Here is an 18143-nt window from a genome sequence, read left to right as displayed (position 1 = left end):
GCTGTGTGGATGCCCGGACTTTAATTTTCGCCCAGTTGGCTCGCTACTTGAAGAGCGCGTTCACCTGGTCGTTGGCTTCGGTCAAGGAGCTGGCGGGCTTCTTGCCGGAGAGCACTGCGTCCATCGCAGGCTTCATGATGCCGTCAACTTTGGCCGCCTTGTCCGCGATGGGGAAGAGGAACGTGGTGCCGTCCTTGACGTGGGTGGTGAAGGCCGAGACATCGGTGCCCTTGGCCTTGAACGCCTTGGCCGCCTTTTCGGAGGAGCTGGTGATAGCCGGGAAGACCACGGCCTTGGATGCTACGACGTCCTGGCAGGCGGCGGAACCGAGGTATTCAACCCACTTGACGGACGCTGCAGGGTTCTTGGTGCCTGCCCAGACGGAGTCGGCAAGGCCGTTGAACATGCTGGCACGCTTGCCGTCGGGGCCTTTGGGGGTGGGAGCGAAGGCGGTTTCCACGCCCTTGTAGCTCTTGTACTGGCCGATCAGCCAGTCACCTGTGGTGTTGATCGCAGCCTTGCCGGCGCCGAAGTTGTCAGCGAGGCTGGCGCCCACCGTGGTTTCCAGCTTGGGCATGTAGCCCTTCTCGATCAGGCCGGCCCACCAGGCGATGGTTTCCTGGAACTTCGGGTCGTCGTAGTTGAACTTCGTGCCCCAGGGGTTCTTGTCCGTGTGGGTCCAGCCCGTGGTGGCGCTCAGGAAGCTCCATTCGGTCTGGCCCTGGCCGGAGCCGCTGCCTGCCAGGCCCAGCCCGTAGACGGCGACGTTGTTCTTGTCAAAGCCGGCTTCGTCGCCGCGCTTGCCGTTTTTGTCCACGGTCAGGTGGGCGATGGCCTTCTCATAGCTGCCGCCATCCTGCGGGTTCCAGTCAAGGTTGGCCATCTGTTCGGCGCTGATGCCGGCCGAGTCCGTCATCGCCTTGTTGTAGAACAGGCCTACGGTGTCCCAGTCCTTGGGCAGGCCGTAACGCTTGCCGTCCTGGCCCACCCAGAGTTCGGGCAGGCCCTTGGTGTAGCTGTCCAGCTTGACGCCGTCCTTGGCCACGGCGTCGTCGAGGGAGAGCAGCTGCTTTTTGGCCGCGTACTCGGGGTACTTGGAAAGGTGGTCGGTGAAGACGTCAGGGGCTGTGCCGGCGACAAAGCCGTTGGTCAGCGTGGTCCAGTAGTCGTCCCAGCCGCGCTGGGTGATCTTGACCTTGATGTCGGGATTGGCCTTGGTGAAATCGTCTGCGCACTGCTGGTAGGCCGGGAGCTGGTTGGCGTCCCAGAGCCAGTAGTTGATCTCGCCTTTGGCCTCGCTGGAGGCGGTGCTGCCTCCGCCGCAGGCGGAGAGCGAGAGGGCGGCCGCTGCAGCGACGGCGACGGCGGCTGCGACAGTGCGTATGGGCTTCTTCATGACGGACCTTTCGAGGGTGTTTCGGGGGGAGGGGTGAGGTGAAGGGGTTACTTGATTCCGGAGAAGCCGATGGAGTTGACCACCTTCTTGCCGAAGGCGATGAACAGCAGGAGCACGGGGAGTGCGGCCACCAGGGTGGCGGCCATCAGCCCGGTCCAGTCGGGGGCGCCCTGCGGGGACTGGGACTTGAAGACGCCCAGGCCCACGGTGAGCACACGGACGTTTTCGTCCTGGCCCACGAGCAGCGGCCAGAAGTATTCGTTCCACTGGCCGATGAAGGTCAGCAGGGCCAGCGTCGCCAGGGGTGCGGCGGCGTTGGGCAGGACGATCTGGAAGAAGATCCGCAGGTGCTTGGCGCCGTCGAGCATGGCGGCTTCCTCCACTTCCCTGGACATGCTCAGGAAGAACTGGCGCAGGAAGAAGATGGCGAACGGCGTCATGAACAGGAACGGCAGCGTCATGCCGGCGAACGTGTTGAGCAGGCCCAGGTTCTTGATCATCAGGAAGTTGGGCAGCGCGGTGAAGATCGGCGGGACCATCATGGTCGCCAGGAACACGCCGAACACAGCGTTCCTCCCGGGCCAGCGGAGGCGGGAGAAAGCGTAGGCTGCCATCGCACTGAAGAAGACCTGCCCGGCGGTGGTAGCCGTGGCGAAGATGACCGAGTTCCGCAGGTAGAGCCAGAAGTTGATCGCGGCTCCCGAGCCGCCCTCGGCGATGGCCTCTTCCGGGCTCTGCATTCCGAGGACCCGCTTGAAGGCGCCGAGGCTGAAGTCTGCGGGCAGCAGGTTGCTGGCGTTCGATGCCAGCGAGGCGTTGGTGGACAGTGCCGTGCGGAGCATCCACAGGAAGGGTGCCACCGTGACGGCCACGGCGAGGGCCACCAGGGCCCATGCTCCGACGCGCCGCCAGTTGACCGGCTTCTTGGCGGAATTCCTGACATGGATCTTGCTGACGGGCTTCTTGCGGGAAAGAGTGGAGGTGCTCATGGCTGGGATTCCTTAGTCCAGATCCGATTCGTTGCCCTTGAGGAACTTCATTTGCACGAAGGCCACCAGGGCAAGAATGAGGAAGAGAATGACGGACAGTGCCGATGCGTAGCCGAAGTCCGATTCGCCGAAGGCCTTTTGGTAGATGTACATCTGGATCACGCGGGAGGCATTGATGGGGCCGCCGGCGGTGGTCACCGCCACGGTGTCGAACACCTGGAAGGACCCGATCACGGTTACCACCAGCACCAGCACCAGGACGGGGCGAAGGAGCGGCATGGTGATGCTCCAGAAGGTCCGGGTGGCGGAGGAGCCGTCCAGCGATGCAACCTCATAGACGTGGTTGGGAATCGACTGGAGTCCGGCGAAGATCAGCAGGGCCGTGTAGCCCATGTGCCGCCAGACGTTGACGGCGGCGACGGTGGGAATGGCCCACTGCTCGCTGCCGAAGAAGGCGATGCGCGGCAGGCCCATCCAGCTGATGATTTCGTTGACAATGCCGATCTGGTAGTCGAGCATCCAGAACCACAGCAGCGCCACGATGACGTTGGCCACCAGGAAGGGCAGCAGCAGCGCGCCGCGGATGAACGTGGACTTTGCGACGCGGTGCATCAGGAGTGCCAGCCCGAGTGCGATCACCGTCTGGAAGCCGATGTTCAGGGCGACGTACTGGACGGTGACCCACATCGCGTTCCAGAACAGTTCGTCGCCCAGCATGGCGGTGTAGTTCTTGATACCGATCCAGGTGGGGTCGCCCAGGATGCTGTACTCGGTGAAGCTGAGGTAGGCGCCCCGGATTGTGGGGACCAGATAGAAGAAAACAAAGCCGATCATCGCCGGGAAGATGAAGAACAGCGCCACCTTCAAGTCGCCGAGGCGGCGGATGAAGCTCTTCCGGGCGGGTTTCTCTGTCTTGGGCCGGCCGCCCCGCGCCGCCGTGTCCTGTTGATGCTTGGTAAGGGTGGTCATCATCGACCCTTCCTGGGTGTGTGATGGAACTAACAATCGCCACCGAATCTACACGAGTAGATTTGAGCGCGCAAGGAATATTTCTTTATGGATTACTGGCCGCACTTTCTCCAACGTTGCAAGCGTTGACTCGAGTAGATCCGGCTGCAAGACTGTGACGCAAACATGTTGGCGCGCCGGACAACGGTGCCCTCGGATCCTGAAAGGCAGGAACAATGGCGTTTTCAATCGGAGTAGTTGGCGTGGGACAGTTCGGTGGCCAATTCGCGCACCTCTTCAATCTGCATCCCGGGGTCAGCGAGGTCTTCGTCGTGGACGAGAGGGCGGACCGTGCGGCCGAGGCAGTTGGGCAATACGATCTGGCCGGTTCCATCGGCACCTTCGATGAGCTGCTGGCGTCCGACGTCGACGCCGTCGCCATCTTCACGCAGCGGTGGACCCACGGACCGCTGGTGGAGCGGGCGCTCCGGGCCGGAAAGCATGTCTACTCGGCCGTGCCCATGGCCGTCACCGAGGACGAGATCGCGAGGATCATCGACGCCGTCCGGGAGACCCGCAACGTCTACATGATGGGTGAAACCAGCTACTACAACCCGGCCACGGTCTATGCGCGCCAGCAGCACGCGGCCGGCCGGTTCGGGAGGGTGTTCTACTCCGAAGGCGACTACGTCCACGACATGGACCTGGGCTTCTACGACGCCTACCAGTACAGCGGCGGGGAGCGCTGGAAGGAAACCGCCAGCTACCCGCCCATGCTGTATCCCACCCACGCGATCGGCGGCGTCCTCGGTGCCCTGCCCGCGCACGCCGTGAGCGTCAGCTGCGTTGGCGTGAAGGACGACCGCCAGGACGGAGTGTTCGACAAGGACATCAGCATGTTCGGGAACGACTTCTCCAACGCCACGGCCCTCTTCGAACTGAACGACGGCGGTGCCATGCGGACCAATGAAATGCGCCGGGTGGGCTACCCCTCGCATATTCGTGAGTCGCGTTTCCGGTTCTTCGGCACCGAGGCGAGCTTTGAGCAGCTGGCCAAGGTGACGGTGTGGCAGGACAAGACCAACGTCCACGACATCTCAGAGCAGGTGGAATCCCGGCCCAGCGTGCCCTTGGACGATCCCTCGCTCGCCAATGTGGCCCCCGAACTGCGGGACGCCTTCGTGTCCGGGCTGGCGCCGGTGCATGACAGCGAGAGGCTGCCGGAGGAGTTCCGCGGCGCCCCGAACGGCCACGAAGGCAGCCACCAGTTCCTGGTGGACGACTTTGTCACGGCCGTGAACACGGGATCGCTGCCGCCGGTCAATGCATGGACGGCCGCGCGGTTCACCCTGCCCGGCATCGTGGCCCATGAGTCCGCCCGGCGGGGCGGCGAACGCCTCCCCATCCGTGACTTCGGCGATGCTCCGGACGTGCTTCAGGACGTGCTTCAGGACGTGCTGTAGCTAGCATGGACACTATGACCATTCCGGCAGCGCCCGCCCCGCGGACCCAGGTGACCCGCAAGGATGTTGCCCGGTACGCCGGGGTGAGCACCGCCGTCGTCAGCTACGTGGTGAACGGCGGGCCGAAGAAGGTGGCGCCTGCGACCGAAGCGAAGGTCCAGGAAGCCATCCGGCAGCTGGGCTACCGCCCCAACGCGGCTGCGCGGGCCCTGAAGCTGGGGTCCAGCGAAACGATCGGTTTGGTCATTCCGGACAACAGCAACCCGTTCTTCTCGATGCTGGCCCACGCCGTGGAGGATGCGGCGGGGGCACTCGGGTACGCCCTGGTGCTGACGAACTCGGACGGCAACCTGGCCAAGGAGCGCCGGAACATCCGGAACCTGGCAGCCCGCCAGGTGGACGGTGTGGTTCTGGCCAGCGTCCTGTTCGAGCCTGACCTGGCCGATCTGGAGACCGCGGAGATCCCGTCCGTGCTCCTGAGCCACAGCGGGAGCTCCGCCGCGGTCACCACGGTGGGCGTGGACCTGGCCAAAGGTGCGCGCACCGCCGTCGAGCATCTGATCGGGCATGGCCACACCAACATCGGCCTGGCCATGGGCACCACCACCGGCAACGAAGCGGACGCCCGCGAAGAGGGCTGGGTGCAGGCGCTGAGGGTAGCCGGGTTGCCGGAAGGCCCCATTGCCCGCAGCGCTTTCACCCGCGTTGGCGGCTACGCAGCCGGGCAGCGGCTCCTCGCGTCGGGGCACAGGCCCACCGCCATCTTCGCGAGCTCGGACATGCAGGCCATCGGCATCCTCCGTGCGCTCCACGAGGCCGGCCTCTCCGTCCCGGGGGACATCGCACTGGCTTCCTTCGATGGATCAGAGGACGCCGAATACTCCTGGCCAACGCTGACCACCGTGCAGCAGCCCGTGCGGGACATGGCCGAGGCCGCAGTCCGGGCGCTCGTCGGGGCGGACCGCGGCGAGCCCGCACAGCACCGCGTCTTCCCGACGAAACTTCTGGTCAGGCAGTCCTGCGGCTGCCCGTAAGCCCGATACGGCCTACGCGGGTACGGCCCTAAACGAGCCTTAGCCGGCCCACCCGGTCCCGGAGGATCCGCTGGGCGTCGGGGGACAGGCCGGAATCGCTGATCACCTCGTCGGCTTCCTCAAGTTTGGCGATGGTGCTGATTCCCTGCGTGCCCCACTTGGTGTGGTCCGCCAGGACCACCACCTTGCGCGAGGCTGCGATGAACGCACGGTTGGTCTCGGCCTCCAGCAGGTTGGGCGTGGTGTAGCCGGCGTCCGCGTCCATGCCGTGCACGCCGAGGAACAGCAGGTCCAGGTGCAGCTGGCTGAGCGCCGCCGTCGCGATGGGGCCCACGAGGGCGTCCGACGGCGTGCGCTCGCCGCCGATGAGGATCACCGTGGAGGCGTGCCGCGCGGACCCCGACGCCGAGGCATGGTGGAAGAGGTCGGCGATCTTCACCGAGTTGGTGACCGCCGTGATCCGGGGGCCGTTGGCGAGTTCCTTGGCCAGCGCCCACGTGGTGGTGCCCGCGCTCATGGCCACTGCCATCCCTTCATGGACGAGGCCGGCGGCCTCCAGGGCAATGGCGCGTTTCTGCGCGGTTAGCTGGGTGGATTTCAGCTCGAATCCGGGTTCGTGCGTGCTGGCATCCCCGGGCAGCTTGGCGCCGCCGTGGATCCGCTCCACCTGGCCGCTTTCCTCCAGCATCTCGATGTCGCGGCGGACCGTCATCAGGGATACGCCCAGCTGCTGGGCGAGGTCCGAGACGCGGACCACCCGCTCGCGCCGGACGGCGTCCACTATGGACTGGTGGCGGGCAGCGGGAAGCATCGGGATCCTTTCACTGGGTGAAGCTCTTACTGCCCATCATCGCCTAGCCCTTGCTGGAACCAAGAGTCAGGCCCGCAACAAACTGCCGCTGCAGGAGCAGATAGACAACCAGGGTGGGAATTACCGTGATCACGGCGCCGGCCGCCAGCAGGTTGTAGTTGTTCAGGAACTCGCCCTGGAGGTTGTTGATGGCGGTGGTGACGGGCAGCCGGTCGCCGCTCTGAATGAACAGCAGGGGCCAGAAGAAGTCGTTGTAGATGAAAATGACTTCCAGGGTGGCAAGGGCAGCGAAGGCCGGCCGGCACAACGGCATGATGATTTCCCGGTACTGGCGCCAGATGCCGGCGCCGTCCACGAGGGCGGCTTCGGTCAGGTCCGCGGAAAGTGCCTTCATGTAATTGGACAGCACGAAAGTGCAGAAACCCATCTGGAAGGCCATGTTCACCGCTATGACGATGATGTACGTGTTCAGCATGTTGCCCGAATCGCTGAACGAGTAGGGCACCTGGAAATGCTTGGCCATCTCGAACAGCGGCGCCGCCAGGACCTGGGGCGGGAGCAGGTTCCCCGCCGTGAACATGATGAGCAGTGTGATATTGAACTTCCAGTTCACCCGGCTGACGGCGAATGCCATCATGGAGGCGAAAAAGAGTACCAGGAGCACCGCCGGAACGCAGATGATCACCGAGTTCCAGAGGTATTTGGCGAAGCCGCCCTGGGACCAGGCCTGGATGAAATTGTCGAAGTTGAAGTCACCGGCCAAGCTGAAGTAGCCGTGCTCGTTGGTCGAGGCGATCGGCCGCAGGGCGGTGAACACGGCCCAGACCAGGGGGACCAGCCACATGACCGCCATCGCCGTCAGGAAGATATGCGTGCCGTAATGCCGCGTCGGTTTGCTGCCGGAGCGTTCGGTTTTCCCGGTCATCGCAGTGCGGGCGGAGACGGCGGCGCTCATGCCCTGTTCTCCTTGCCGAAGGTGCGGCTGAGGTAGAACACGATGGGTACGAGCGAGATGACCAGGAGGACCACCGCAAGGGCAGAGCCGACGCCGATCACCTGGCCCTCGCCCACGAGGTTCTGGATCACCAGGGCGCTCAGGAGCTCCAGGCCGTTGGTGCCGCGGTTGATCACATAGACGACGTCGAACGCCCGCAGCGATTCGATGATGGTGATGACGACGATGACGATGTTGATGGGCCGCATGGCCGGGAAGACCACGCGGAAAAATGTCTGGGCGGCGTTGGCACCGTCGATGGCCGCGGCCTCCTTCAGGCTGGGGTCCACACCTTTGAGGCCTGCCAGGTACAGCAGCATGACGTAGCCGGCGTGCCGCCACGTGGCGGCGATCATGGCGGCCCAGATGTTCACGGAGGAGTCCCCGAACCAGTCAACGGCCTGCGGCGTACCGGACGTGCCCAGCAGGAAGTTCAGCAGGCCGTTGTCACGCTGGTAGAACAGCTGCCAGATGATGCCGACCAGCGCGAGCGAGAGCATCACGGGTGTGAAGAAGATGCTCTGGTAGATCCTGCTGCCGCGGATCTGCTGGTCCAGCAGCACCGCCAGCAGCAGGCCCAGCGGGGTGGCCACCAGGGCCAGGAAGGCAAGCCACAGCAGGTTGTGCTGGATGGCCGGCCAGAACGGCGGGTAATCCTGGGATATGTACTGGTAGTTGTCTGCGCCCGCGGGCCTGATATCGCTCAGGGCGAGACCGTTCCAGCGCGCGAAGCTTAGCCCGACGGACATCACCGTGGGCAGCCAGATAAACACCAGCTGGATGAGCGTGGGGATGCCCACCATGAGGGAGAGGACCGCCTTGTCCCGTTTGGAGAGCCGGCGGACCCGTCCGCTGCGGACCCGCTTCGCCGGCGCCCCGGAGGGCGCCCTGGACTCGGGCGGGACGAGGTCACTTGCTGTTGTGCTCATGGAAGTCCCCGCATTGCTACTGGGCCGCGTACAGTGACTTGGCCTGCGCCTCAAGGTTCTTGACGTCCATCTTGCCGTCCTTGAGGAAGGTCTGCAGGGCCGGGATCATGACGTTGTTGGCCATCGCGGGCAGGGCGTCGCGGTCAAAGAACTGGCTGATGGACTTCGCCTGCGCAATGGTCTCCGCGCATTTTTTGTTCAGCGGCGTGAACTTGGAGTTGTCCGCGCCCTTGGCCGTGGCGATGTTGGAGGAGTCCACCGATGCGTAGATGTTCTGGCCTTCGGGCGTGCCGATGAATTCCATGAACTGGTGCGCGGCCGCGTTCCCGCCGCCCTTGGTGGACAGCAGCAGGCCGTCGATGGGCGCTTCCACGGCATCCCGCCCCTCGGCAGCGATCTCCGGAAACGGGAAGAAATCGACGTCCTTCAGCACCGCGGGATCGGTGAACTGCTGGGTGACGAAGGAGCCGAGCAGGTACATGCCCGTCTTCTTGGCTGCCAGTGCCCGCGCGGCGTCCTGCCAGGTCTGGCCGAGCGCCGCAGGATCCTGGAAGGGGAGCAGGGCGGACCAGGTGTCGAAGACATCGGTCACCTTCTTCTGGTCCCAGGACTCCTTGTGGGCGCACAGGTCCACGTGGAACTGGTACCCGTTGAGGCGCATGTTGATGTAGTCGAAGGTGCCCATGGCGGGCCAGCCGTCCTTGTCCGCGAAACCGATCGGGATGATGCCGTCGGCCTTCATCTTGGCCGCCAGGGTCTTGAGGGCGTCGAAGGTTTCCGGCACCTTGTAACCCATGCTGTCCCACAGGCTCTTCCGGTAGAAGAAACCCCACGGATAGTTGTAGTTGGGGACGAAGTACATCTTCCCGTCCGGGCCGGTGGAGGCCTTCTTCAGCGCGTCGGAGAAGTTGCCGCCGATCTTGCCCCAGACGTCATCAACCGGTGCCAGGAGCCCCTTGCCGGCATAGAACTGCATCCTGTAGCCGGCGAACCAGGTAAAGGTGTCGTCGGGCGAGCCCTGCAGATAGGAATTGATCTTGTTCTGGAAGTCGTTGTGCGGCACCACGTTGGTGCGCACCGTTTTGCCCGTTTTCTGCGAGAACGCGTCGGTGACGGCCTGGTAGGCCTTCTTGGGGACTTCGTCGGAGGAACCGGATCCGAACGTCAGGCCGGAGGATTCCGAGCCTCCGGCAGACGGCCCGCTGCCTCCGGTGCACGCCGCCAACAGCGGCACGCCCGCCAGGCCGGCGGCGCTGATGCCCAGTGTTTTGAGGAATGTCCGCCGGGCTGGCCCGGCGCTGGTTGACGCTTCCGGATGCATTGCCATGATCTCTCCCGCGGGACGGAGCCCTGTGACATGTGTCACATATAGATGACTATAACCTCGCAAAAGGGAACAGGAAAGATCGCGAAACAACACGGGGATTTTCGGTGCCGCGACCCCCGTGGGTCCGAAAGAAACAGGGCCCGCCCGGTGATCCGGACGGGCCCTGGTTTGGCTCCGCTAATTCTTCAGTGACTCGGCGATCTGCTGCATGACGGTGTTATCGGCGAGGGTGGTGGCGTCCCCGACGTCGCGTCCTTCGGCGACGTCTTTGAGGAGCCGGCGCATGATTTTGCCGGAGCGGGTCTTGGGCAGTTCGGGCACCACGAGGATGGTCTTGGGTTTGGCGATCGGGCCGATTTCCTTGCCCACGTGGTTGCGGAGGTCCTGGACGATTTCGTCGCCGGAGTCCACGGCGTCGCCGCGGAGGATGACGAACGCGACGACGGCCTGTCCGGTGGTTTCGTCGGCTGCACCGACGACGGCGGCCTCCGCCACCGCGGGGTGGCTGACCAGGGCGGATTCGATTTCGGTGGTGGAGAGGCGGTGCCCGGAAATGTTCATGACGTCATCCACCCGGCCCAGGAGCCAGATGTCGCCGTCCCCGTCCTTCTTGGCACCGTCGCCAGCGAAGTACATGGTCTCGAAGCGGGACCAGTAGGTGTCCTTGAACCGCTCCGGGTCGCCCCATATGCCGCGGAGCATGGCCGGCCAGGGTTCGCGGATCACCAGGAAGCCGCCGTGCCCGTCGGGGACCGAGGCGCCGTTCTCATCCACGACGTCCACCGCGATGCCGGGCAGCGGCACCTGCGCGGAGCCGGGCTTGGTGGCGGTGACGCCGGGCAGCGGCGCGATCATCTGGGCGCCGGTTTCGGTCTGCCACCAGGTATCCACGATGGGTGCCTTGTTGCCGCCGATGACGTCCCGGTACCACATCCAGGCTTCGGGGTTGATGGGTTCACCCACGGAGCCCAGGACCCGGATGGAGGACAGGTCGTACTTGTCCGGGATGTCCCGGCCCCACTTCATGAACGTGCGGATCGCGGTGGGGGCGGTGTAGAGGATGGAGACCTTGTACTTTTCCACGATCTCCCACCAGCGGCCCTGGTGCGGGGAATCCGGAGTGCCTTCGTACATGACCTGGGTGGCGCCGTTGATGAGCGGCGCGTAGGCGACGTAAGAGTGTCCGGTGACCCATCCGACGTCGGCCGTGCACCAGTACACGTCCGTTTCGGGGTGCAGGTCAAAGACCGTCTTGTGGGTGTACGCGGTCTGGGTGAGGTAGCCTCCGGTGGTGTGCAGGATGCCCTTGGGCTTTCCGGTGGTGCCGGAGGTGTAAAGGATGAACAAAGGGTGTTCGGAGTCATGCCCGACGGCGGTGTGCTCGGCTGACGCTGCCCCGACAGTGTCCTCCCACCAGTGGTCCCGGTCCTCGTGCCAGTCCACGTCCTGGCCGTTGCGCTTGACCACCACCACGTTCTGGACGGTGTGGCCATCATCCCTGAGGGCGGCGTCGACTGCTGTTTTCAGGGCGCTGGGCTTGCCGCGCCGGTAGGTGCCGTCCGCGGTGACCACGAGCTTGGCTTCGGCGTCCTCGATCCGGGACCGGAGCGCGTCGGCGGAGAAACCGCCGAACACCACCGAGTGCACGGCGCCGATCCGGGCGCAGGCCAGCAGGGTGATGACGGCCTCGGGGATCATGGGCAGGTAGACGGCCACCCGGTCGCCCTTGGCCACGCCGAGGGACTCGAACGCGTTCGCGGCCCGCTTCACTTCGTCGGTCAGCTCCGCGTAGGTGTAGGAGCGGGTGTCGCCGGGTTCGCCCTCGAAGTAGATCGCCACCCGGTCACCCAGGCCGTTCTCCACGTGCCGGTCCAGGGCGTTGTAGGCCGCGTTGACCTCGCCGCCCACGAACCACTTCGCGAACGGAGGGTTGGACCAGTCCAGGGCCTCGGTGAAGTCCTTGCTCCAGGTCAGGAGGTCGCGGGCCTGCTTGGCCCAGAACGCGGGCCGGTCAGCTGCTGCCTCGGCATAAACTTCGGCGCCCACCACGGCGTTGGCGGCGAAGTCTTCGGAGGGGGCAAACTTGCGGTTCTCATACAGCAGGTTTTCAAGTGCATCGCCCTGCTGGCTGGGGGTGGCAGCGGTGGCCGTCGAACCGGGGGTGTCCTGGGACATGGTGAACCTCATCATTCATCGATCTTTGCTGCGCGGTGCGCCGGTCCCGGCCATCACCCCGCCGCTGCACGGCGTCAGGCAACGGCCCGTCGCGGACAAACCGCAAAGAGCTGTTCCGAAACCAGACTAGCGCCTCCGGCGTGTGCGCGTGGGCAGCGTCACACAAGGAGCCGTGAGCGGTGCCCTTTTAGCGGCGAACGGAACTTTAGGAGAGCTGTGCGGCTTCTGTGAGCGCGCCGCACCGCGGCCAGCCAGCTAGTGAAGCACCCTCCTCTTGGCTAGGCTGAGATGGACTCGTGACAATGGCCGGAGGCAGCCAGACCGCTTGTGGTCAGGCTCCGGCCGTAGGGCGGAATCACGCTTCGGACGCCAGTCCGGTCGCCGCCACGCTAAGGAGAACAGAATGAATCAGCAAAGCCAAGGCCAGCAGGGCACGGCCCAGCCGGGGCCAGCCCAGCAGGGTGCCGGCCAGCCGGGCCCCGGTCAGGCACCGCTCGGGGCTGGACAGTCCGCGCGGCCCGAAGCGCAGACTACTGCGCCGAACTTCATGAAGCAGGAGGGGGTGCGGAATGAGGCCATTGCTGGACCCTTTACCGTCCGCGACCTGACCGTCTTCGCGGCCACCCTGGTTCTCTTTATCGCATCGCTCATTCCCATGTTCGCCGTGCGCTACAACCTGTGGAACCTTGGAAGCCTCTTCTTCCTGGGGCTCGGCGTGGTGCTGCCGCTCATTGTTGCCGCACTGTTTGTGGCCCGCCGGCTCGCCCCCGACACGAAGGTCCGGATCGGGTCGCTGTCCGTGGACCAGTTCGGTTCAGTGGTGGCCTCGTTTGCGGTGGCCTTCTTCTTCCTGTCCATCGCCGGCGCCTACACGCCCAGCCTGCTCGTGGCGCTGATCGGTTCCCTCGTGCTGCTGGCCGCCACAGTGCTGGCCCGCTTCATCCCGTTCTTCGCCGGCGACTTCCTCGGCCGTACCGAGGTGCCAGCCCACATCATGGCGCGCGACTCGGCCGTTCCGGTGCGCAAGCCCAAGGCGCCCAAGGAGCCGAAACCCGCGGCTGCCACGCCCGGCACTGGCTCCACCGGCGCGTTGCCGGATAGCGCTGCGTCTACGGCCTTCACTGCTCCGCAGGGTACTGAGCCGCGGCATCCTGTCTCCCACGGTGCGACGGCGGTCGGCCAGGCGGGGCGCGAAGCAGCCCGAACCGGAACTTTTGGTGCCGGAACTTCCGGTGCCGGTACCGCGGCTGCGGGAGTTACTGGACCCGCAGCAGCTGCTGCCGGAAGCGCAACTGCCGGAACCGCCGGAACCGCCGGAACTGCCGGAACCGCCGGAACTGCCGATACAGCGCCGGCGAATGGCATGTGGCCCGCCGCCAACGCGGCCAGCAGTGCCGCAGCATCGCCGGAAACGGGACCCGCCGCCGTCGTGCGGTCCGCGCAGACCGGGGAAGCCGCCACGCAGGAGGCAACGGTGGCGTCGGCCAAGGCCGATGCCACCACCACGCCGCCGGTGGCACCGGAGGCCGAGCGGACCCAGCTGGACGGGGCCACTGCAGCCCCGGCGATCAGCGCAGACACTGCAGCATCCCCGGCCAGCGCAGACACTGCCGCAGCCCCCGCGGCGGAGACGGCGCGGACGGAAGCACCTGTCGCCGAAGGCAAGTCCGGCGCGGCTGCGCGGAAAGCGGAAGCGGAGGCTGCACGGGCGGCCTCGGCCACGCCTGCCACCGCCGTCCACCCGAGGGTGGATGTGCAGCAGCAGGTGCGGTCGCAGGAACCGATTGGCGCCACCGTCGACCCGGCGAGCCGGCCGGAGGAGTCCGAGCAGGAACAGGTCCAGGAGGCCTTCTGGTTCGCCGTGGCGCAGCACCGCACCGCCGTCGACGAGCGCACGGGCGCTCCGCTGTTCGGGATCGAGCCCGGTGGCTGGGTCCTGGCACTCGAGGACCGCGGGGACGAATTCCTGGTTCAGCACACGGACGGCCGGGTGGGCGTCCTGCGCGACCTCAGCAACATCGAGCGCGGCTAGCCGGCCGCCGTGGCCAGTTCCGCTTCGCGCCGGCACGGCTCGCCGGACGGCATCACCGTAGTCCCTGCTCCGGCGGAGGTGCCAACAGGGGCTCCCGCCGAGGCGCCCGGGGATGCCGTACCTGCCGAAATCCCCGCCGTCAGCGGGCCGGGGGCTAACGCCCCGGCCCGCTCCGGCGAATCGCCGCTGGCACTGAAACGCCGGGCGCGCAGGATCAACCGGGCCCTCGCCGAGCAGTACCCGTACGCCCACGCCGAACTCGACTTCCGGAACCCGTTCGAGCTGCTCGTTGCCACGGTGCTGTCCGCGCAGACTACGGATGTGACGGTCAATCTGATCACGCCGCTGCTGTTCTCCCACTACCCGGACGCCCGTGCCATGGCGGAAGCCGACACCGCGGAGCTCGAAGCCATCATCAAGCCGACCGGGTTTTTCCGTGCCAAGTCCAGGAACCTTCTCGCCCTGGCCACCCGCGTGGTGGACGAGTTTGACGGCGTGGTGCCCGGACGGCTGGAAGATCTGGTGACCCTGCCCGGCGTCGGACGGAAAACCGCGAACGTGGTGCTGGGCAATGCGTTCGGCATTCCAGGCATTACGGTGGACACCCACTTCGGGCGTCTGGCGCGGCGCTTCGGCTGGACCGAGTCGGACGACCCAGTCCGGATCGAGTCCGATGTGGCGGAGCTGTTTGAGCCCAGGGACTGGACCATGCTGTCCCACCGGGTGGTCTTTCACGGCCGGCGGGTGTGCCATTCCCGGAAGCCCGCCTGCGGGGCCTGTGCCGTGGCCAACTGGTGCCCCAGCTTTGGTTCGGGTGAGACAAACCCGGCCAAGGCCGCGAAGCTGCTGAAATATGAACTGGCGCCCGGAAGCGAGGAGCTCCTGGCAAAACTGCTGGCCGAGACGCACCGCGCGGCGGAGATCCGGATGGAATCCCAGCGGAGGACTCCGTGACGGCGCGCCAGAACCTTGTGGACCTCGTCGACTCCATCCGCGCGGGAACCGCTCCTGCCCGGAATCCTTACTGGCGCAAGCTGACCGTTGACGAGTCAGCTGCCCGCAAAGCAGCCGTCCTGATCCTGTTCGGGGCCCTGGACGATGTGCCCGCCGGCTCTGACAAGCCGCTGGTGGCTGCAGACCTGGACGTCCTGCTCCTGGAGCGCGCCCACACCCTCGATGATCATCCCGGCCAGGTAGCCTTTCCAGGCGGCGGCATCCACGTGGGTGAAACTCCGGTGGAGGCCGCGCTCCGGGAAGCCGAGGAGGAAACGGGATTGGACCCGTCCGGCGTCGAGGTGCTGGGTGCCATGCCGGAACTGGCACTGCCGCGCGGCAACTTCCTGGTGACCCCGGTCCTGGCCTGGTGGCCCTCGCCGTCGCCGGTCCGGGTGGTGGACTACGGCGAGTCCGCCCAGGTCTTCCGCGTACCGGTCCGTGACCTGCTGGATCCCGAAAACCGCACCATGGCGGCCGTGACCCGCATGAACCAGACGTTCCAGAGCCCGGCGTTCACGGTGAACGGCCTGGTGGTCTGGGGCTTCACGGGCATGATTCTGAACGAAATGTTCGACCAGCTGGGCTGGGCCGTTCCGTGGGACCGGACCCGGCTTCATCCGCTGGACCTCTAGGCGGCACTGCTGGCTTTGGCCGCCCCGCGGCGACCGGTGTTAGTGCTGCGACTTTCGCAGATCCACCACCAGGCCGGTGGCGGCGTTTTCACGCAATGCGTTGATGCCGGCCACTACTCCCGAAACGCTCTTGAACCGCGGCGACTCTGCCACGATGTTTCCGTCCCCATCCATGAGACGAAATTTGTAAGACTGATCGCTGTCCTGGTGAACCTCAAACTTGCCCGCCATTGGCGTGGAAACCCCCTGCTGATGCTTCGTCGCACGTGCCGGGCCAACTTATTGCCACTGCCCGGCCACCATAGAGCTTAGTGGTCCACGCCACACGATGCGAACTACTCGCCGGTACATGACTCAGTACAACCGCGTATTCCGTCTGTGGCGGATGTGACTTTTGTTTCCCGTGAGCAGGGGCTATTGTCCTGCCCCCGACCCCGGGCAGGCGGGCGACGGACGCGTTGAGCGGTGCCGTCGTGGGGCACTTTGGGGGTGCCGCCGTCGTGAATTACGACGGCGGCCGGCGTGTCGCGTGCCAAAGTGCCCCGTTTCGGCCGGGCCGGCTTCGCGGGGCGTCGGGCTTTTGGGGCTGCAGGGGTGAAGGGCTACTTTGCGTTGTCGTAGGAATCGACGACGGCGACGCTCACGGGGAACTCGACCGGAATGGTGCCGAAGAGCAGCTCCTTCGCGGCGTTGGCGGCTTCCTCGATGGCGCGGATGCAGGCGTCGACGGCGGGGTCGGGGGCATGGACCATCACTTCGTCGTGCAGGAAGAACACCAGTTCCCCGCTTCCTGAACCGTCGGCACGCATGGTGCGCAGCCGCCGTCGTAATTCCGCCAGCCAGCAGGCGGCCCAGTCCGCCGCGGAACCCTGGACGACGAAGTTGCGCGTGAAACGTCCGCGGGACCGCGCGATGGCGTCCGCGCGGCGCTGTTCCTCCGCCGAGGTGGAGCGCTGGCTGAGGAACCACCGGTCCGACGGCGGCGGGCTGCTGCGTCCCAGACGCGACGTGACGGTCCTGCCGGCTTCACCGTCGCGGGCGGCGCGCTCGACGAAGCCCACGGCCCGCGGATAGGTCTTGGCCAGCTGCGGCATCAGGCGGCCTGCCTCGCCGGAGGTGGCCCCGTACATGGCGCCCAGCAAGGCCATTTTTGCCTTGCTGCGGTCGCCGCCGAAACCCTTGGCGGCGATACCCGCGTAGAGATCCTGGTCCCGGGCGGCCTCGGCCATGGTGGAATCCTGCGCGAGCGCCGCGAGAACGCGGGGTTCCAGCTGGGATGCGTCGGCCACGATGAGCTTGTGTCCCGGATCGGCGTGCACAGCGCCGCGGACCTGGCGGGGGATCTGCAGCGCCCCGCCGCCGCGTGACGCCCAGCGGCCGGACACCACTCCGCCCACCACATACTCGGGCCGAAACCTCCCGCGCCTCACCCACGCGTCCAGCCACGCCCAGCCGTTGGCGGTGTGCAGCCGCGACAGTTTCTTGTAGGTCAGGAGCGGCGCGATGGCCGGATGGTTGGATCCCTTCAGCTCCCATTGCCGCGTGGACTTCACCTCGATGCCGTTGCGGTGCAGGGCGCGCATGAGTTCCTGCGGCGAGTCCGGATTCAGGGCTGGCGCGTTCAGCAGGCCCCGGAGTTCCGTGTTCAGGGCTTCGAGTTTGGCCGGCCGGTGCCCCTGCGGGGGCCGCGGCCCCAGGTGATCGGCCAGGATCCGCTCGTGCAGCTCCTCACGCCAGGGCACGCCAGCGTGCTGCATCTCGGCCGCGACCAGGGCGCTGGCCGACTCGGCGGCCAGGAGGAGCTGGAGCCGCTGCCGTCGGTTCCCGTCTCCGGCGGCGGCTGCCAGGGCCTCCTGCTGGGCGGCATATTCGGCGCGCAGCTCGGCCAGACTTTGCCGCGGTTCGGTTGCCGCGCCCGGGTCGTCGAAGAGTGCGCCCTGGTCCGCGGGCGGCGGGGGTGGCTGAAGCAGCCGCGGCGGCTGCAGGTCGTCGTCCTGGGTGAGCTTCTCGGCGTTCCTGGCGTACGCGGTGTGCGCCGTGAACTCCGAATGGGCCAGGATCGCGCCGCACAAGGAGAGGTCATAGCAGCGCTCCACGTCGACGCCGGCCGCCAGCAGCGACGGGTACCAATCCTGGGTGCGGTGCCAGATCCAGCGCGGGCGCCGCTTCTCGAGTTCACGGACGACGGCGGCCAGCCCGGTTCCGCTGCCTGCCGCGCCGGGTTGGGGTGCGGTTTCCCGTCCGCTGGCCAGAGGGACGACGCGGGGTTCCGGATTGGCGGGATGAGGGAGGCCCGCTGCCGTGAGTTCCAGTATGGCTGCGCCGTCGGGGTGGGCGGCGAGCAACAGATACATGTGTCTAATTCTGCCTTGCCGCCGGGCTTATTGTTTTCGTGCCGAGCATCTCGTGGGCCGTCG

General features: G+C 66.2%; 15 protein-coding genes. 5 read left to right on the top strand and 10 right to left on the bottom strand.

The features are described from left to right. Positions 1-43: 43 nt before the first annotated feature. From AC1DFE_RS09695 to AC1DFE_RS09685, 3 genes are read right to left on the bottom strand one after another with little or no spacing between them, the layout of a single operon-like run. Positions 44-1396, bottom strand: a complete 1353-nt coding sequence (locus AC1DFE_RS09695) for an ABC transporter substrate-binding protein (protein WP_476905680.1) — start codon at positions 1394-1396, stop codon at positions 44-46. 47 nt (positions 1397-1443) lie between these two features. Then, positions 1444-2385 carry a carbohydrate ABC transporter permease gene (locus tag AC1DFE_RS09690; RefSeq protein WP_476905679.1) on the bottom strand — a complete coding sequence of 314 codons (942 nt, stop codon included), beginning with the start codon at positions 2383-2385 and terminating at the stop codon, positions 1444-1446. 12 nt (positions 2386-2397) lie between these two features. Next, entirely contained in the window at positions 2398-3354 is a 957-nt protein-coding gene (locus AC1DFE_RS09685) for a carbohydrate ABC transporter permease (protein WP_476905708.1), read from the bottom strand. 215 nt (positions 3355-3569) lie between these two features. Here AC1DFE_RS09685 and AC1DFE_RS09680 point away from each other — a divergent pair, with 215 nt between their 5' ends. After that, positions 3570-4796, top strand: a complete 1227-nt coding sequence (locus AC1DFE_RS09680; protein ID WP_476905678.1) for a Gfo/Idh/MocA family protein — start codon at positions 3570-3572, stop codon at positions 4794-4796. Positions 4797-4810: 14 nt separating this feature from the next. Beyond that, a complete protein-coding gene (locus tag AC1DFE_RS09675; RefSeq protein WP_476905677.1) occupies positions 4811-5830 on the top strand; it encodes a LacI family DNA-binding transcriptional regulator in 1020 nt (339 codons plus the stop codon). 28 nt (positions 5831-5858) lie between these two features. On the opposite strand, the gene AC1DFE_RS09670 is transcribed toward AC1DFE_RS09675, so the two are convergent. The 5 genes from AC1DFE_RS09670 to acs all read right to left on the bottom strand — a co-directional run bounded on the left by AC1DFE_RS09670 (position 5859) and on the right by acs (position 12066). Then, the gene (locus AC1DFE_RS09670) at positions 5859-6641 is read right to left on the bottom strand and encodes a DeoR/GlpR family DNA-binding transcription regulator (protein ID WP_476905676.1); all 783 of its coding nucleotides are present in this window, start codon (positions 6639-6641) and stop codon (positions 5859-5861) included. A 43-nt stretch (positions 6642-6684) separates the two neighbouring features. After that, positions 6685-7596 (bottom strand): carbohydrate ABC transporter permease, encoded by a 912-nt coding sequence (locus tag AC1DFE_RS09665; protein WP_476905675.1) that lies wholly within the window; start codon positions 7594-7596, stop codon positions 6685-6687. After that, complete coding sequence (locus AC1DFE_RS09660; protein ID WP_476905674.1) at positions 7593-8564, bottom strand: carbohydrate ABC transporter permease; 972 nt, start codon at positions 8562-8564, stop codon at positions 7593-7595. Before AC1DFE_RS09660 ends, AC1DFE_RS09665 begins: the two co-directional genes overlap by 4 nt. A 16-nt stretch (positions 8565-8580) precedes the next feature. Next, on the bottom strand, positions 8581-9891 hold the full coding sequence (locus AC1DFE_RS09655) for an ABC transporter substrate-binding protein (RefSeq protein ID WP_476905673.1): 1311 nt from the start codon (positions 9889-9891) through the stop codon (positions 8581-8583). A 177-nt stretch (positions 9892-10068) separates the two neighbouring features. Further along, positions 10069-12066 carry an acetate--CoA ligase gene (gene acs / locus AC1DFE_RS09650; RefSeq protein ID WP_476905707.1) on the bottom strand — a complete coding sequence of 666 codons (1998 nt, stop codon included), beginning with the start codon at positions 12064-12066 and terminating at the stop codon, positions 10069-10071. Between the two features lie 403 nt (positions 12067-12469). Here acs and AC1DFE_RS09645 point away from each other — a divergent pair, with 403 nt between their 5' ends. From AC1DFE_RS09645 to AC1DFE_RS09635, 3 genes are all read left to right on the top strand, one after another. After that, on the top strand, positions 12470-14098 hold the full coding sequence (locus AC1DFE_RS09645; RefSeq protein WP_476905672.1) for a hypothetical protein: 1629 nt from the start codon (positions 12470-12472) through the stop codon (positions 14096-14098). Between the two features lie 129 nt (positions 14099-14227). Further along, positions 14228-15052, top strand: a complete 825-nt coding sequence (gene nth / locus AC1DFE_RS09640; RefSeq protein WP_476905706.1) for an endonuclease III — start codon at positions 14228-14230, stop codon at positions 15050-15052. Further along, positions 15049-15726, top strand: a complete 678-nt coding sequence (locus AC1DFE_RS09635; protein ID WP_476905671.1) for an NUDIX hydrolase — start codon at positions 15049-15051, stop codon at positions 15724-15726. The genes nth and AC1DFE_RS09635 overlap by 4 nt, the downstream gene beginning before the upstream one ends. A gap of 39 nt (positions 15727-15765) precedes the next feature. On the opposite strand, the gene AC1DFE_RS09630 is transcribed toward AC1DFE_RS09635, so the two are convergent. Beyond that, on the bottom strand, positions 15766-15957 hold the full coding sequence (locus AC1DFE_RS09630) for a YegP family protein (protein WP_043417572.1): 192 nt from the start codon (positions 15955-15957) through the stop codon (positions 15766-15768). A gap of 371 nt (positions 15958-16328) precedes the next feature. Then, positions 16329-18080, bottom strand: a complete 1752-nt coding sequence (locus AC1DFE_RS09625) for a bifunctional 3'-5' exonuclease/DNA polymerase (RefSeq protein ID WP_476905670.1) — start codon at positions 18078-18080, stop codon at positions 16329-16331. Positions 18081-18143: the final 63 nt, after the last annotated feature.

The sequence above is a fragment of the Arthrobacter sp. 05T423 genome (genome assembly GCF_056396245.1).
The sequence above is the reverse complement of the archived record's forward strand: the minus strand, read 5'-3'. Positions and strand labels throughout refer to the sequence as shown.

Excerpts from the sequence above, each read along its gene's own strand:
- AC1DFE_RS09630 (WP_043417572.1), bottom strand. The coding sequence starts at position 15,957 with ATGGCGGGCAAGTTTGAGGTTCACCAGGACAGCGATCAGTCTTACAAA.
- AC1DFE_RS09625 (WP_476905670.1), bottom strand. The coding sequence starts at position 18,080 with ATGTATCTGTTGCTCGCCGCCCACCCCGACGGCGCAGCCATACTGGAA.
- AC1DFE_RS09675 (WP_476905677.1), top strand. The coding sequence starts at position 4,811 with ATGACCATTCCGGCAGCGCCCGCCCCGCGGACCCAGGTGACCCGCAAG.
- AC1DFE_RS09685 (WP_476905708.1), bottom strand. The coding sequence starts at position 3,354 with ATGACCACCCTTACCAAGCATCAACAGGACACGGCGGCGCGGGGCGGC.
- AC1DFE_RS09655 (WP_476905673.1), bottom strand. The coding sequence starts at position 9,891 with ATGGCAATGCATCCGGAAGCGTCAACCAGCGCCGGGCCAGCCCGGCGG.
- AC1DFE_RS09670 (WP_476905676.1), bottom strand. The coding sequence starts at position 6,641 with ATGCTTCCCGCTGCCCGCCACCAGTCCATAGTGGACGCCGTCCGGCGC.
- AC1DFE_RS09695 (WP_476905680.1), bottom strand. The coding sequence starts at position 1,396 with ATGAAGAAGCCCATACGCACTGTCGCAGCCGCCGTCGCCGTCGCTGCA.
- AC1DFE_RS09645 (WP_476905672.1), top strand. The coding sequence starts at position 12,470 with ATGAATCAGCAAAGCCAAGGCCAGCAGGGCACGGCCCAGCCGGGGCCA.
- AC1DFE_RS09665 (WP_476905675.1), bottom strand. The coding sequence starts at position 7,596 with ATGAGCGCCGCCGTCTCCGCCCGCACTGCGATGACCGGGAAAACCGAA.
- AC1DFE_RS09660 (WP_476905674.1), bottom strand. The coding sequence starts at position 8,564 with ATGAGCACAACAGCAAGTGACCTCGTCCCGCCCGAGTCCAGGGCGCCC.
- AC1DFE_RS09680 (WP_476905678.1), top strand. The coding sequence starts at position 3,570 with ATGGCGTTTTCAATCGGAGTAGTTGGCGTGGGACAGTTCGGTGGCCAA.
- AC1DFE_RS09690 (WP_476905679.1), bottom strand. The coding sequence starts at position 2,385 with ATGAGCACCTCCACTCTTTCCCGCAAGAAGCCCGTCAGCAAGATCCAT.
- acs (WP_476905707.1), bottom strand. The coding sequence starts at position 12,066 with ATGTCCCAGGACACCCCCGGTTCGACGGCCACCGCTGCCACCCCCAGC.